14 protein-coding genes are annotated in these 13,408 nt (G+C 67.4%); 4 read left to right on the forward strand and 10 right to left on the reverse strand.

Annotated features, from left to right (window positions below; genetic code table 11):
- Positions 1 to 3: 3 nt before the first annotated feature.
- The 6 genes from hemC to hemE form a co-directional block, all read right to left on the reverse strand.
- Positions 4 to 1,002: a hydroxymethylbilane synthase gene (gene hemC / locus ACSQ1X_RS14080; protein ID WP_436058101.1), complete on the reverse strand. Its 999-nt coding sequence runs from the start codon at positions 1,000 to 1,002 to the stop codon at positions 4 to 6.
- Positions 999 to 2,288, reverse strand: a complete 1,290-nt coding sequence (locus tag ACSQ1X_RS14085; protein WP_436058102.1) for a ferrochelatase — start codon at positions 2,286 to 2,288, stop codon at positions 999 to 1,001. The genes hemC and ACSQ1X_RS14085 overlap by 4 nt, the downstream gene beginning before the upstream one ends.
- Positions 2,285 to 3,010 (reverse strand): hydrogen peroxide-dependent heme synthase, encoded by a 726-nt coding sequence (hemQ, locus tag ACSQ1X_RS14090; RefSeq protein WP_436058103.1) that lies wholly within the window; start codon positions 3,008 to 3,010, stop codon positions 2,285 to 2,287. Before hemQ ends, ACSQ1X_RS14085 begins: the two co-directional genes overlap by 4 nt.
- A 100-nt stretch (positions 3,011 to 3,110) precedes the next feature.
- Positions 3,111 to 4,049, reverse strand: a complete 939-nt coding sequence (locus ACSQ1X_RS14095; protein ID WP_436058104.1) for a hypothetical protein — start codon at positions 4,047 to 4,049, stop codon at positions 3,111 to 3,113.
- A gap of 72 nt (positions 4,050 to 4,121) precedes the next feature.
- Complete coding sequence (gene hemG / locus ACSQ1X_RS14100) at positions 4,122 to 5,576, reverse strand: protoporphyrinogen oxidase (protein WP_436058105.1); 1,455 nt, start codon at positions 5,574 to 5,576, stop codon at positions 4,122 to 4,124.
- Positions 5,577 to 6,698, reverse strand: a complete 1,122-nt coding sequence (gene hemE, locus ACSQ1X_RS14105) for a uroporphyrinogen decarboxylase (protein ID WP_055796631.1) — start codon at positions 6,696 to 6,698, stop codon at positions 5,577 to 5,579.
- Positions 6,699 to 6,856: 158 nt separating this feature from the next.
- On the opposite strand from hemE, the gene ACSQ1X_RS14110 reads away from it, so the two are divergent.
- Entirely contained in the window at positions 6,857 to 8,197 is a 1,341-nt protein-coding gene (locus ACSQ1X_RS14110; protein WP_436058106.1) for a glutamyl-tRNA reductase, read from the forward strand.
- A 75-nt stretch (positions 8,198 to 8,272) separates the two neighbouring features.
- Here ACSQ1X_RS14110 and ACSQ1X_RS14115 read toward each other — a convergent pair whose 3' ends face one another.
- A complete protein-coding gene (locus tag ACSQ1X_RS14115) occupies positions 8,273 to 9,304 on the reverse strand; it encodes an SDR family NAD(P)-dependent oxidoreductase (protein WP_436058107.1) in 1,032 nt (343 codons plus the stop codon).
- Between the two features lie 3 nt (positions 9,305 to 9,307).
- On the reverse strand, positions 9,308 to 10,507 hold the full coding sequence (moeB, locus tag ACSQ1X_RS14120) for a molybdopterin-synthase adenylyltransferase MoeB (RefSeq protein WP_436058108.1): 1,200 nt from the start codon (positions 10,505 to 10,507) through the stop codon (positions 9,308 to 9,310).
- Positions 10,508 to 10,591: 84 nt separating this feature from the next.
- On the opposite strand from moeB, the gene ACSQ1X_RS14125 reads away from it, so the two are divergent.
- The 3 genes from ACSQ1X_RS14125 to ACSQ1X_RS14135 are packed head-to-tail and all read left to right on the forward strand — an operon-like array spanning position 10,592 to position 11,886.
- Positions 10,592 to 11,260, forward strand: a complete 669-nt coding sequence (locus ACSQ1X_RS14125; protein ID WP_436058109.1) for a TetR/AcrR family transcriptional regulator — start codon at positions 10,592 to 10,594, stop codon at positions 11,258 to 11,260.
- A 51-nt stretch (positions 11,261 to 11,311) separates the two neighbouring features.
- A complete protein-coding gene (locus ACSQ1X_RS14130; protein ID WP_028272581.1) occupies positions 11,312 to 11,536 on the forward strand; it encodes a DUF3107 domain-containing protein in 225 nt (74 codons plus the stop codon).
- A gap of 47 nt (positions 11,537 to 11,583) precedes the next feature.
- Positions 11,584 to 11,886, forward strand: coding sequence for a hypothetical protein (locus tag ACSQ1X_RS14135; RefSeq protein ID WP_436058110.1), 303 nt, complete (start codon positions 11,584 to 11,586; stop codon positions 11,884 to 11,886).
- Between the two features lie 6 nt (positions 11,887 to 11,892).
- Here ACSQ1X_RS14135 and ACSQ1X_RS14140 read toward each other — a convergent pair whose 3' ends face one another.
- The gene (locus ACSQ1X_RS14140) at positions 11,893 to 12,558 is read right to left on the reverse strand and encodes a 4a-hydroxytetrahydrobiopterin dehydratase (RefSeq protein WP_436058111.1); all 666 of its coding nucleotides are present in this window, start codon (positions 12,556 to 12,558) and stop codon (positions 11,893 to 11,895) included.
- Positions 12,559 to 12,585: 27 nt separating this feature from the next.
- On the reverse strand, positions 12,586 to 13,407 hold the full coding sequence (locus ACSQ1X_RS14145; protein ID WP_436058112.1) for a thiazole synthase: 822 nt from the start codon (positions 13,405 to 13,407) through the stop codon (positions 12,586 to 12,588).
- Position 13,408: the final 1 nt, after the last annotated feature.

Consider the following 13,408-nt stretch of genomic DNA (forward strand, 5'->3'; position numbering starts at 1 on the left):
GGTTCAGGAAGCGGCAAGGTCCGCGATGTCGGCTGCGCCGGCCGCCAGCAGCACCTCGGCAAGTTCGATGCCGAGAAGCGTGGCGCCCACCTCGGTGAGCCCGTCTGTTGCCCGCTTGTCGCGGACGGAGGCTTTCCCGTCGACAGCGCAGACCGCGGCCTCCAGGTACAGCATGCTTCCCTTGCGGAATGCGTAGGCACCCACCGGAGCCGCGCAGCCTGCCTCCAGCCGGGCCAGGAGTGCCCGCTCGGCCGTGACCGCCAGCCTGGTGTCCGTGTCATCGAGCGCTGCCAGCGCCTGCGCCAGCGGCCCCTGGGAGCCCTCGGTGGACCCGGCTTTCCGCGGCGCATCAGCGGTGCGGCATTCGATGGCCAGTGAGCCCTGGCCGGCGGCCGGAAGCATCACGTCCGTTTCGAGGTATTCGCTGATGGTGTCCAGCCGGCCGATGCGCTCAAGGCCGGCAGCCGCAAGCACGACGGCGTCGAGGTCGCAGGATTTCCCGTCCACCACGGCGTCGGTCGCGTTGCCCGGCAGGCCGGGGACACGGCCCAGCCGGGTATCCACGTTGCCGCGGATGTCCACGACGTCCAGGTCTGGACGGGCGGCGCGGAGCTGCGCTGCCCGGCGCGGGGAACCGGTACCCACCCGGGCACCCTGCGGCAGGTCGGCCAGTTTGAAACCGTCGCGTGCACAGAGCACGTCGCGGACGTCCACGCGTTTTGGCGTTGCAGCGAGGGTCAGCCCGGGAGCGGCTCCGGTGGGCAGGTCCTTGAGCGAGTGCACGGCAACGTCGCACTGGTCCCGCAGCAGCGCATCGCGCAAGGCAGCAACGAACACACCTGTGCCGCCCATCTGCGAGAGCGAGCCGGTCAGGACGTCCCCGTCGGTCCTGATGTGCACGAGTTCCACGGGGAAACCGCCAATGGCGGCAAGCTGGTCCGCCGTCTGCTGGGTCTGGGTGAGCGCCAGCTTGCTGGCGCGCGTCCCGATGCGGACTGTCACAGCGATTCCTGTCCCGCCGCCTGTGCAGCCGGGGCGGCAGCAGGGTCCGAGGGGTAGGGGTCGTGGCCCGTTCCGACGGTGGTGTCCGCTCCTGCGATGGTGGGCTTCTCGCCCCGGAAGTTGGCGCAGCAGCCCGGGCGGCAGACGTCGTACCAGGGGCCGAGGTCGGTCAGGTGGGGCCTGTCGGCAATGTTGTTCGCGGCAGTGCGCTCACAGATCAGGTCCACGATGCCGCCCACGAACTTGCGGTGCGTGCCGGGGGTGGGCACCCGGGTTGCTGCGAGGCCGTGGTTCCGGCAGGTCTCCAGCGCTTCGGTGTCCAGGTCCCAGACAACCTCCATGTGGTCGCTGACGAAGCCAAGGGGCACGATCACGATTCCCTTGACGCCCTGGCCGGCGAGTTCCTCGATGGCGTCGTTGATGTCCGGTTCGAGCCACGGAACGTGCGGGGCGCCGGAGCGGGACTGGTAAACGAGCGACCACGGGGCGGTGTCACCGGTTTCCTCCTCGATCCGGCGGATCACCTCGGCGCCGGATGCCAGGTGCTGGGCCACATAGGCCGAGCCCTCAGCGAACTGGCGCGGCTCGTCCTCGGAACGTCCGGCGGCTTCGGCGTCACGCGTGGGAATGGAGTGGGTGGCGAACAAGATGTGAACGGGTGCGTCCGGGGTGCCGGCGGCGGCCAGCTGGGCGCGGACGTCGGCCAGGCCGGCGGCGGTGCCTTCGATGAACGGTTCCACGAAGCCGGGGTGGTCGAAGTACTGGCGGACCTTGTCCACTTCCAGCTTTCCGTCCAGGCCGGTGGAGGTCAGCGCAAGGCCGATATCTTCGCGGTACTGGCGGCAGCTGGAGTAGCACGAGTAGGCGCTCGTGGTGACCATCAGGACCTTGCGGTGGCCGGCGTCGTACACGTCCTGCAGGGTCTGCGGGATGTAAGGATCCCAGTTCCGGTTGCCCCAGAAGACGGGCAAGTCGATGCCGCGGGCGGAAAGTTCGGCTTCGATACCGGCCTTGAGGGCACGGTTCTGCTGGTTGATCGGGCTGATGCCGCCATTGGCCCGGTAGTGGTGCGAGACCTCTTCGAGCCGTTCGTCCGGGATGCCGCGGCCACGGGTGACGTTGCGCAGGAACGGGATGACGTCGTCCTGGCCTTCGGGGCCGCCGAACGAGGCGAGGAGGACGGCGTCGTACTCCTTTGGCGCCATCCGGCCGGCTTCGGTGACCGGGTTGACGGCGGTGCTGGCGGCTGCCGAGCCAGGCGCTTCCTGGGATTCGAGCGGGCTCATGCGAGGACCTCGGCGATCTCCCCGGCGGTGACCCGCCGGCCGGTGTAGAACGGGATTTCTTCACGGACGTGGTGCCGGGCCTCGGTGGCGCGCAGGTGGCGCATCAGGTCAACGAGGTCCACCAGCTCTGGGGCCTCGAGGCCGAGGATCCATTCCCAGTCGCCCAGTGCGAAGGACGAAACGGTGTTGGAGATGACCTGCGGGAAGTCGCGGCCCAGCATTCCGTGGTCGCGCAGCATGGCGCCGCGCTCGGCGTCGGGCAGGAGGTACCACTCGTAGGAGCGGACGAACGGGTAAACGCAGAGCCACTCGGCGGGTTCCACGCCGCGGGAGAACGCGGGCGTGTGGTTCTTGGCGAATTCGGCCTCGCGGTGCACGCCCATGGCGGACCAGGCGATCTCAGTGCCGGCAAAGAGGCTGCTGCGGCGGATGTCGCGGACGGCTTGCTGCAGCGCCTCGGGCCTGGGGCCGTGGAGCCACACCATGATGTCCGCATCTGCACGCATGCCCGAAACGTCGTAGCTGCCGCGGTGGACTACCCCGGCATCCGCAAGGCGGCCCAGCAGTGCTTCGAATTCGATGGCAGCATCGCCGCTGCGCTGGACGTTCGAGGAGCGCTTGAAAACAGTCCAGAGGGTGAAGAACTGCTCTGTTTCTTCGGCTGCTGATTTTCCGGCTACTGATTCGGTTTTACTGACAGATTCGGCAGAAGTGTGGCTCATAGTTACCAGTCTGCCCCTCGGTGCCGCCTAAGTCGAAACCGAACTGTTCTACAACGCGTAGAAGTGCTGAATTTCACAGGTCATACTGCCCGCAACTGACTCAGATCCGGCGCATCCGCACGTAGGCCACCCCGGCGGCGCAGGCCAGCGCGACCAGCCCGGCACCCCACCAGACTTGGGGCGACAAGTCGCCCATCGGCGAGACGCTCACGGCAGACCGCATCACCGGTGCGCTCGAGACACCGTAGCCGGGTCCGGACAGCGGCATGACCCCTGCCGACGTCAATATGGCCATGTTGGCAGGACCGTACCTGTTCGTGGTTGTCCATGCCGACGCCGGCGCAGTGGTTGCGGACTCTGAGGCCCGGTTGCCGGTCGCCGGCACCGTTACGCCAGTGGCCGGCACTTTCGCGGACGTGCCGGGAGTGGTTAGTGCCGTTCCCGGAGCGGCCGGTGCGGCACTTCCGGGCAGCGACGGGCTTGGCGCCCCGGGCGTACCGGCAGGAGCCGCTCCGGGGGCGGGAGCAGGCGCGGCCGGCGCCTGTGCCGGACCGGTGGACGGGCCTGCAGCCCCGCCCGCGGGAGGTGCTGGAGTGCCCGACGGCGCGCTGCTTTCGGAGGGAGACGGTGACGGCGTCTCCGGGTCCGGTGACGGCGACGGCGTCTCCGGGTCGGGCGACGGCGAAGGCGTCACCGGGTCGGTCGTCGGAGATGGCGACGGCGTGGGCTGCGACCGTTGTCCGGGCGGCGTCTGCTTGCCGGTGCCGGGTGCGGGCGGGCGGGCTGGATCGCCTTTGGGTCCCAGGACCACGGATGCCCAGATATCCAGCGGGAGAGCACCCGTTTCCACGGAAGCCGTCGTGGCGGCGTCAGCGCCGTCTGTGGTGTCCGGAGCCGGGACGAGGGATACAGCGTTGGATGCAGGAACACCTGCGGAAAGGACTAGTACCGCTCCGAGCGCCGCTGCTGCCGTGCCGCGCCGAAGACCCCCATGGAAACCAGTCAGCGTTCGAGTTTCTTCGGACTTCTGATTGACCATAGTCATCGACCCTAGCCAGAAATTCGTGCCATTTGAAACTTGCAAAGAAGCCCTGCACGCGGTACTCGCGGGCTAGTGGAGGCTGTCCGCGATTTGTTTTTTGGTGTCGGCCACAACCGCTGCCAGGCCGTTGCCCGCCAGCCACCCGCCCACCATCACGAGGCTTCCGTCAGCAGCGCAGACCCTGCGGACTTCCGCCACCCGCTGCCGATGGCCCACGGCTGCGAAAGGCAAAACACCGCCCCAGCTGACGACGTCCCAATCAAGAACGTCATCGGCCGTGACAGGCATTGTCAGCAGTGCCGACGCATCCCGTAAGGCCGCATCAAGCAGGGCACGGTCACCCTCGCGGGAGCCGGCTCCGACAGGTGCGATGGCACCCTCTGAGGGGAGGCGCTCACCCCGGCCGTATGACAGCCGGACGACGTGGGTCCCCGGCCCCGCCGCGGCCGCCAGCCAGTCCCATTTGGCGGTGGCGTGGGTCAAGGCCTTGGCCTCGATGCCGGGTGTCTGCGGTGCCACCAGGATGCCCGTTCCGCGCGGCCGGCGGTCCAGTTCCGGAAGGTCAACAACAAGTGTCACAAGCTTTACGTCCGGACCGGCAGCCGGACGGTGCCCGGCCAGGTCAGGCACGGCATCCTGCAGCAGCCCGACGGCGGACGGGCCATCAAGGGCAACTACCAGCAGACCGGCGTCGTACGTTTGTTCCCCCGCCGAAACCCGCCAACCGTCAGCTGTCCTGGCCACAGCCTCTGCCAGGGTTCCGGGCAGGAGCGTCACGCCGCGCCGGCGCAGCTCCGCCACGAGGGCGCTGATCATGGTGTGCATGCCGCCGTGGAGGCCGGCGACGGCGGATCCCGCCTTGGTGCCCTGCGCCGGGGTCCCCCGGCGCTGGGCCGCGACAGCGGCGGCCAGGGAGCCGTGGGCCTTGATTCCGTCGCGGAGCCCGGGCGCCACCATGTCCACGTCGAGGAGCGCGGGATCTGCGGAGTGCACGCCGCCCACCACCGGCTCGACGAGGCGTTCCAGAACGCGGCGGCCCATCCGCTGCCTGACCAGGGCCGAGACACTGGTGATGCCCGCGCGGGTCCCCGCGGAAGCCGGCAGGAGCCTGTCCAGGGACGCCCGGAGGGAACCGGCCAGTCCCAGCGTCCGCCGCACTTCGGGGTCCCACGGGTTGGCCGGAATGCCCAGCACGCCGGTTTTGGGGAGCTCGCGGGCGCCTTCGGGGAGCTGAACCCAGGCACCGCCGGGATGGGGCGCCACGATGTTGCCGGCGATGCCGAGTTCTGCCGCGAGGTCCGCAACGGCGTTTGTACGGGTGGCGAAGGACTCCGCTCCGCTGTCCAGCGTCAGGCCGCCCACCACATGGCTGCCCACGCAGCCACCCCAGGCTTCGCTGGCTTCCAGGACGGTGACGTGCCTGCCGGCTTTGGCAAGCTCAAGGGCGGCGAGCAGGCCGGAAACGCCGCCTCCCACCACCACGGCCGTAGTAACGGACGCTTCCGGCGTGGCTGCGCTCACCATTTACTCCGGGGAAATCGAGTGAATGAGTTCGACGACGCGCGTCAGGACGTCGGGGTCGGTCTCCGGCGGTACGCCGTGGCCCAGGTTCAGGACGTGGCCGGGGGCGGAGGATCCGGCCCGGATGACCTCCCGCACGTGCGCTTCGAGGACTGCCCACGGAGCTGACAGCAGGGCGGGGTCGATGTTGCCCTGCAGCGGGACGGTGCCGCCCAGCCGGCGGTTGGCTTCGTCCAGCGGCAGCCGGTAGTCAACGCCCACAACGTCGACGCCGACGTCGCGCATGGCCACCAGGAGTTCGGAGGTTCCGGTGCCGAAGTGGATCAGCGGTGCACCGAGGTGCCGGACGTGGTCCAGCGCACGGGCAGAGGCCGGGGCCACGAAGCGCTCGTAGTCGGCCAGCCCCAGCGAGCCCGCCCAGGAGTCGAACAGCTGGCCTGCGGAAGCGCCGGCTTCCAGCTGGGCGCGAAGGAACATGCCCGAGGCGTCGGCAGCCCAGTTGGCCAGGGCAGTCCAGGTTTCGGGGTCGGCGTGCATCATGGTGCGCGGGCCGAGGTGGTCGCGGGAGGGCTTGCCCTCAACCATGTACGCGGCGAGGGTAAAGGGCGCACCCGCGAAACCGATCAGCGGCGTTTTGCCCAGCTGCGCAACGGTAAGGCGGACGGCTTCCCGGATCGGCTCCAGCGCTTCCCAGGTCAGCTGCGGGAGTGCCGCGACGTCCTCGGCGGTGCGGACCGGCTTGTCCAGGACCGGACCAACGCCCGGAACGATGTCCACGCCGACCCCGGCCAGTTTCAACGGAATCACGATGTCCGAGAAGAAAATGGCGGCGTCGACGTCGTGCCGGCGCACGGGCTGCAGCGTGATCTCGGAGGCCAGCTCGGGACGCAGGCAGGAATCCAGCATGGCCACGCCTTCGCGCACCTTCAGGTATTCCGGCAGGGAACGGCCGGCCTGCCGCATGAACCAGACGGGTCGACGGGACGGCTTACCGCCGCGGTAGGCGGTGATGAGCGGCGAATCAGCCGTGCGGCCGTCCATCAGCGGGTGTCCTGCATCCAGGGTGGCATCGGTGAACGGGGCGTCGGAGACCGTTCCGTTGGACGTTGCAGCGCTTGAAGTCATGACTCCGATTGTCCCTAAAGTCGCGCCGAAAAGATAACGACAGGCTGTCATCCGGGGCCAGCCACGGCCCTCCGTGGCAGGAATCACAGGCCGCCGTGGGGTTCACCACGGTGCTTTGTTGTTCTACGCCGCGACGTAAAAGCTATGATTGTGATGCTGTGGTTCTTTTTTCATTGGTGGCTACACACGCCGACATCGACCTCGAGACCGTTGCTCAACTGAGCACCGGTGCTTCCGAGCTTGCTACATCCGCACTCTCCGGGTCGCCGGCAGTGACGGGTGCGGTGGTGCTTGCCACCTGCAACCGCTTCGAAATTTATGGTGAAGCGTCCCATCCGGATGACGTGGAAGCCGCACGGGCCGCCCTCGTTGCCCAGATCAGTGAACGCACCGGACTCAACGAGCAGCTGGTGTCCCGCTCATTCAATACGCGCACCGGCGGCGAAGTCAGCCAACACCTTTTCGCTGTGAGCTCCGGCTTGGACTCGGCTGTGGTGGGCGAACGCGAAATCGCGGGGCAGGTACGCCGGGCGCTCATCACCGCCCAGCATGAAGGCACTGCCAGCTCAGGGCTCGTCCGCCTCTTCCAGGCAGCATCCAAGACCGCCAAGGATGTCGGTGCGCAGACGGCCCTGGGATCACGCGGACTGTCCATTGTCTCGGTGGCCCTGGATCTCGCCACTGACCTTTCCGAAAACCCCGACTGGTCCACCAAGAAGGCCGTGGTCTTCGGGACCGGTGCCTACGCCGGCGCCACCATGTCATTGCTCCGCGAACGCGGATGCACGGATATTTCCGTCTTTTCCTCCTCCGGACGCGCCGAAGCGTTCGTCGCCACGCGCGGCGGCAAGGCCCTCGACGCCGATTCGCTTCCCTCCGCGGTGGCCGCAGCGGACGTCATGATCGGGTGCAGCGGCTCCGATACCCGCGTCGAAGCGGATGAACTCGCCCGCGTTCGCGCCGGCTCACCCCAGACTCTGATCGCCATCGACCTGGCGCTCACCCATGATTTCGATCCCGCCGTGGGAGAGCTCGACGGCGTGGAGCTGCTGACGCTCGAGTCCGTGCGGCTCGCTGCCCCCCAGGAGCAGGCCGAATCGCTGGCACAGGCCAGCGGCATCGTTACCGGCGCGGCTGCAGCGTTTGAGCAGGAGCGCGAGGCCAGGTCCGTGGACTCGGCGATTGTCGCGCTGCGCCGCCACACCATGAACGTCCTCGACGCCGAAATGGAGAAGGTCCGGGCACGCCACGGCTGCACGGCCGCCGCTGAGGAAGTCGAGTTCGCCCTGCGCCGGATGGTCAAGCAGCTGTTGCACGTTCCCACGGTCCGCGCGCGGGAGCTTGCCTCCAACGGCCAGCAGGAACAGTACATTGCGGCCCTTGACGCGCTGTACGGCATCACCGTTGAGCAGCCCGCCGCTGCCCCGGCTGCCGAATGCCCGGTGGACCAGGGCCAGGCCGGCCCGGCGTCCGCCGACCTCCGGCGGGAAACCGCCTAGCCTCAGGCTTCCGGCCCGCCCCGGCGCACGCGCCCGACGCAGAGCCAAACGCCGAGCCAACCGGGCGGCAAGATGTCAGCCGAAGGCGTTGATCCCGGTCATCTCCGCCGAGAGCGTCCACAAGCGCGCAGCATCCGACGGATCCACCGCGTGCGCCTCCACTCCCCTGATCCGGGCTTCAGGACTCCCCGTCCGGGTGGGTTCGGCGATGTCGCAGTCCTCGCAGTAGACCCCGCCCATGCCCTGCAACGCCGGGGACGTGGCGGCCCACACTGTGGTTGCGGCGCCTTGTGCCGGGGTCTTGAACCTGGCATCGACGTTGCCGTCCTGGTCCATCCAGCCGGCGGCCACCATCTCCTCGCGCGGCAGGTGGCGCTGCAGTTCCGTCATGATGCCGCCGGGATGCACGGCGAATGCCCGAACGCCGGAGTCCCTTCCGAGGAAGTCCAGGTGCACGGCGAAGAGGGAGTTGGCCGTCTTGGCCTGGCCGTAGGCTTTCCATTTGTCGTAGCCGGTGTCGAAGTTGATGTCGTCGAAACGGATGGGCGAGAGCTTATGCCCGGTGGACGACAGCGAGACCACGCGCGCGCCCAGGCCGGCCGCCAGCGCGGGCCACAGCAGGTTGGTCAGGGCAAAGTGTCCCAGATGGTTGGTGGCGAACTGCGACTCCCAGCTGGGACCGACGCGCTGCTCGGGGCTGGCCATGATGGCTGCGTTGTTGATGAGGATGTCCAGGCCTGCGGCTGGGTCCCCGGACGCCGCGGACAGGAACCCGTCTGCAAAGCTTTTCACGCTGGCCAGATCCGCCAGGTCCAGCGCCCCGACACTAACGGCTCCGCCTTCTGCTCCGGCAGGCAGTCCGAAGGGTATTCCGGCCGCTTCCAGCATTTCCCGCGCATGGCCGGGCCTCCGTGCGCCCACCAGCACCTCGGCGCCGGCGGACACTAGTGCCCGGACCGTCTCCAGTCCGAGTCCGGAGTATCCGCCCGTGACGATGGCAGTCCTGCCGGTCAGGTCGATGCCGGCAACGACCTCAGCGGCGGTCGACTCCTTGCCGAAGCCGGAACCGGTTTTACGTTGCGGCGTCCTGCTGGTGTCCTGGTTCATTGCTCAGTAAACCGGCTTGGCCGGCTCCACTTCCCGTACCCAGGCAAGGATGCCGCCGTCGAGGTGGCTGACCCGCTGGTAGCCTGCCTTGCGCGCCGCCGCCAGGACGGCCGCTGAGCGCGTCCCGGCCTTGCAGTGGAACACAATGTCCTTGTCCTGGGGCAGCTCGGCCCACGCCTCCCCCGCCAGGATCCTGCCCTGCGGGATCAGGACGGAGCCGTCAATGCTGACGATGTCATGCTCGCCGGGCTCGCGGACGTCCACGAGTTCGAAGTCCTTCAGGCCGGCTTTGCGCGAGGCCAGCATGGTGGCCAGCTGAGTGGCCGTCACGGTGTTTTCCTTGGCCGTTTCAGCCTCCGGAGCTATTCCGCAGAATGCCTCATAGTCCGTGAGTTCCGTGATGCGTTCAGCCGCCGGGTCCCGTGCCACCTTGATCTCGCGCCAGCTGCCGCCGAGGGCGTCGAACAGCGCCACACGTCCCAGCATGGAGCGCCCGACGCCGGTGATCAGCTTCACTGCCTCGGTCACCATGAGCGAGCCGACGGCCGCGCACAGCATCCCGAACACGCCGCCTTCGCCGCAGGAGGGCACCGAACCGGCCGGCGGCGCCTCCGGGTAGAGGTCGCGGTAGGTGGGGCCGTACTTCTCCCAGAACACGCTGACCTGGCCGTCGAAACGGAAAATGGAGCCCCATACGTAGGGCTTGCCGAGGATGGCGGCGGCATCGTTGACCAGGTAGCGTGTGGCGAAGTTGTCGGCGCCGTCCAGGATGAGGTCATAACCTGCGAACAGCTCCAGTGCGTTCGAGGCATCCAGCCTGACATTGTGGAGCCGAACGTCCACCAAGGGGTTCAGCGCGGCAATGGAGTCACGGGCTGACTCGATCTTGGGCCTGCCCACGTCCGCAACCCCGTGGATGACCTGACGCTGCAGGTTGCTCAGGTCAACGGCGTCGTCGTCGATGATTCCCAGGGTTCCCACGCCTGCGGCGGCAAGGTAAAGGAGCGCCGGCGAGCCCAGGCCGCCGGCTCCGATGACCAGGACCTTGGCGTTCTTGAGCCTGCGTTGGCCCAGCGTGCCGATTTCGGGAATGATGAGGTGGCGGGAGTAGCGCTCCACCTCTTCGGCGGTCAGGGCATCCGCCGGTTCCACGAGCGGATCCAGGGTTGCAGGGACAGCAGTTGCGGTGAACGTGGAAGCCATACTTCAATGTATGCCCGAAGATACCGCCAGGTCATATTACCCGCGCGTAAAGTGTAGGTAACTGCAATCGAAAGAAGGCCAACAGTGGTTCATCATGCACCGGTTGATCGGACACAGGCCGGGAAGGCAGCCGCGGGACAGACGCGGACCGGCGGTGCGCGTTCAGCGCGGCTCCCGCGTGACGAACGACGCGCCCAGCTACTGGCGGCCGCCCAGGAAGTATTTGTGGCCAACGGCTACCACGGTGCGGCCATGGACGAGATCGCGGAAACGGCACACGTCAGCAAGCCGGTGCTGTACCAGCACTTTCCCTCCAAGCGCGAGCTTTACCTTGCCCTGTTGGACAGCCATCTCAGTTCCCTGACCGAGCTGATGATGGGCGCCCTGAATTCCACCGATGACAATGACGAGCGCGTCCAGGCGGTCATGCGGGCGTATTACCGCTTTATTGCCAGCGATGACCAGGCGCACCGCCTGGTCTTTGAATCGGACCTGATTAATGACAGCGACGTCAGTTCCAGGCTCGAAACTTTCAACAAGGCTTTTGCCGATGCCATTGCGCGGGTCATCGCCGAGGACACGAAGCTCCCCATGCTGGAGGCCCAGCTGCTGGGGCGCGGACTCGCCGGAATGGCGCAGGTCAGCGCGCGCTATTGGCTCGAAACTGACGGAAACCTGGACCTCGATGTGGCCAGTGATCTGATCTATCGTTTAGCTTGGCGCGGAATCTCCCGCTTTCCCAAGGAAACCTAGACTACAAATAGAGAACACCTTTAGAACTTTGATTGGCTGGGAGGCCTCGCTGTGGAAGTAAAGATCGGCATTCAGAACATCGGCCGCGAAATTGTGCTGGAATCGGCTCAGGATGCTGACGCTGTTGCCAAGCTCGTCGAGGAAGCCATCGCCAAGGGTTCCGAGCTTCGACTGGCTGACGAAAAGGGCCGCGTGGTCATCGTTCCCGCCAACGTCCTGGGTTACGTTGAAATCGGGGCAGAGGAAGCCCGCCGCGTCGGGTTCGGCCAGCTCTAGGCACCCCACGTAGACCAACCCGCTCTGCAGCAAGGAGTTCGCCGAAAATGCTTTCCCTGGTAATCGTGGCCCTGGTCACCGCTGCCACAGGCCTTGTCGTCTGGGCCAACGACCGGCGCCATGCGAAGTACGGCATCGCCATGCCGCCGGGCATTTCCCTTGCCGTGGGGATGCTGAGCTGGATCATCTTCATGGCAGCGGGGCTTGGTTACCAGCCCGGCCTGACGTGGATTCCCTGGGTGCTGCCCATGGTGCTGGGCACCGGGGCGGCACTCGCTGCCGCGGTGTACCTGGGCCGGAAGCGTACCCTGCATGACACAAAGCAGCTGACGGCAGCCTTGAGACTCTAGCCAGGGCTACAGATCCGGGTCGTGCCCTTCCTCGGTGCAGAGGCACAGCCGGTTCCCCTGCGCATCCGTGACCACCACCCAGTTGGGTGCGTGGTCACGGTTCATTAAGGCCCCGGTGGCTGCGGTTTTCTCCAGTGCCGGGCCGGATTCCGCTTTGCTCCGGTGGATGTCCAGGTGGAAGCGGTTCTCGTTCGGGGTGGGCGTTTCCTGGAACCAGACCCCCGGGCCTCGGCCGTAGGGGTCGACCAGGTCGCCGTACCTCCCTTTCCGATAGCCAAGGGCGGTCCGCCACACCTCGGAAATCTCGTCCGGGTTCGCAGTGTCTATGGCGATCTCCACTGTCCGGTACAGGCCGGGCTCAGCGGCCGCCGACGCAGCAGCGGCTGCCAGGCTCACGGCCGCTGCCGCGGTGACGTCACGCTCCGTCACCTCCGAGCCGGCGTCGTGCGAGGTGAAGCGGATGAACACCCTGTTGTAGCGCCAGTCCAGGTCCGGGTGGTGGTTTTGCTCCTCGGCGAGGCGCCCGACGGCGGCAATCAGCTCGAGCGCTCCGGCCGCCGTCGGCGTCTTGAAAACGGTCACCAGGCCTCCCAGCCGGTACCTCCAGTCGGGAAGGTCCGCCAGGGCGGCGTCGATCCGGGCTCGCGTCAGAACGTCTTCCTTGCCGGTCACCGCTGGCTCCTTGCCTGGTTCGGACTGCTACAGGAACTCCGCCCGGCCCTCCATGGCGGACGAGGCAAGGGCGTGTTCGCGGCGCGGAATCCGGCCGGCCGCCTTCGCCAGCCTACCGGCGATGACAGCGTGTTTGAAGGCCTCCCCCATCATCGCCGGGTTCTGCGCCCGGGTCACTGCGGTCGCCAGCAGCACCGCGTCGCAGCCCAGTTCCATGGCGAGGGCCGCGTCGGACGCCGTACCGATGCCGGCGTCCAGCACCACGGGAACTGATGCCCTGGAAACGATGAGTTCGATGTTGTGCGGGTTCAGGATGCCCAGGCCGGTGCCGATGGGCGATCCAAGCGGCATCACGGCCGTGGCTCCGAGGTTCTCCAGCCGCAGGGCCAGCACGGGGTCGTCATTCGTGTAGGCGAACACCTTGAACCCGCGGTTGACCAGTTGCTCTGTGGCATCCACGAGTTCCACGGCGTCCGGCAGGAGGGTGTGCTCGTCGGCAATCACTTCAAGCTTCACCCAGTCCGTTTCCAGCGCTTCCCGCGCCAGTTCCGCCGTCATGACGGCGTCCCGTGCGGTGAAGCAGCCGGCCGTATTGGGCAGGACCCTGATGGTGTGGTCCACCAGGAGCTGGAACAGCGAACCTGTTTCCGCCGGGGAATAGCGGCGCATGGCCACGGTGGTCAGCTCCGTGCCCGAGGCGATCAGCGCCGCCCCCAGACCGTCCAGGCTGGGCGCGCCGCCGGTTCCCATAATCAGCCGCGATCCCAGGTGGACACCGTCCACGATGAAGGGGTCCGCCGCCGCGTGCCGTGCCGTCCCTGCCACGCCGGCAACCGTAGTTCCTGCCATG

Source organism: Arthrobacter sp. LjRoot78, assembly GCF_964254335.1.
In the GTDB taxonomy this organism is placed as follows: domain Bacteria; phylum Actinomycetota; class Actinomycetes; order Actinomycetales; family Micrococcaceae; genus Arthrobacter.

Coding starts and splice junctions, on each gene's coding strand:
- ACSQ1X_RS14135 (WP_436058110.1), top strand. CDS start 11,584: ATGCTTTCCCTGGTAATCGTGGCCCTGGTCACCGCTGCCACAGGCCTT.
- hemE (WP_055796631.1), bottom strand. CDS start 6,698: ATGACTTCAAGCGCTGCAACGTCCAACGGAACGGTCTCCGACGCCCCG.
- ACSQ1X_RS14145 (WP_436058112.1), bottom strand. CDS start 13,407: ATGGCAGGAACTACGGTTGCCGGCGTGGCAGGGACGGCACGGCACGCG.
- ACSQ1X_RS14095 (WP_436058104.1), bottom strand. CDS start 4,049: ATGGTCAATCAGAAGTCCGAAGAAACTCGAACGCTGACTGGTTTCCAT.
- hemQ (WP_436058103.1), bottom strand. CDS start 3,010: ATGAGCCACACTTCTGCCGAATCTGTCAGTAAAACCGAATCAGTAGCC.
- ACSQ1X_RS14085 (WP_436058102.1), bottom strand. CDS start 2,288: ATGAGCCCGCTCGAATCCCAGGAAGCGCCTGGCTCGGCAGCCGCCAGC.
- hemG (WP_436058105.1), bottom strand. CDS start 5,576: ATGGTGAGCGCAGCCACGCCGGAAGCGTCCGTTACTACGGCCGTGGTG.
- moeB (WP_436058108.1), bottom strand. CDS start 10,507: ATGGCTTCCACGTTCACCGCAACTGCTGTCCCTGCAACCCTGGATCCG.
- ACSQ1X_RS14115 (WP_436058107.1), bottom strand. CDS start 9,304: ATGAACCAGGACACCAGCAGGACGCCGCAACGTAAAACCGGTTCCGGC.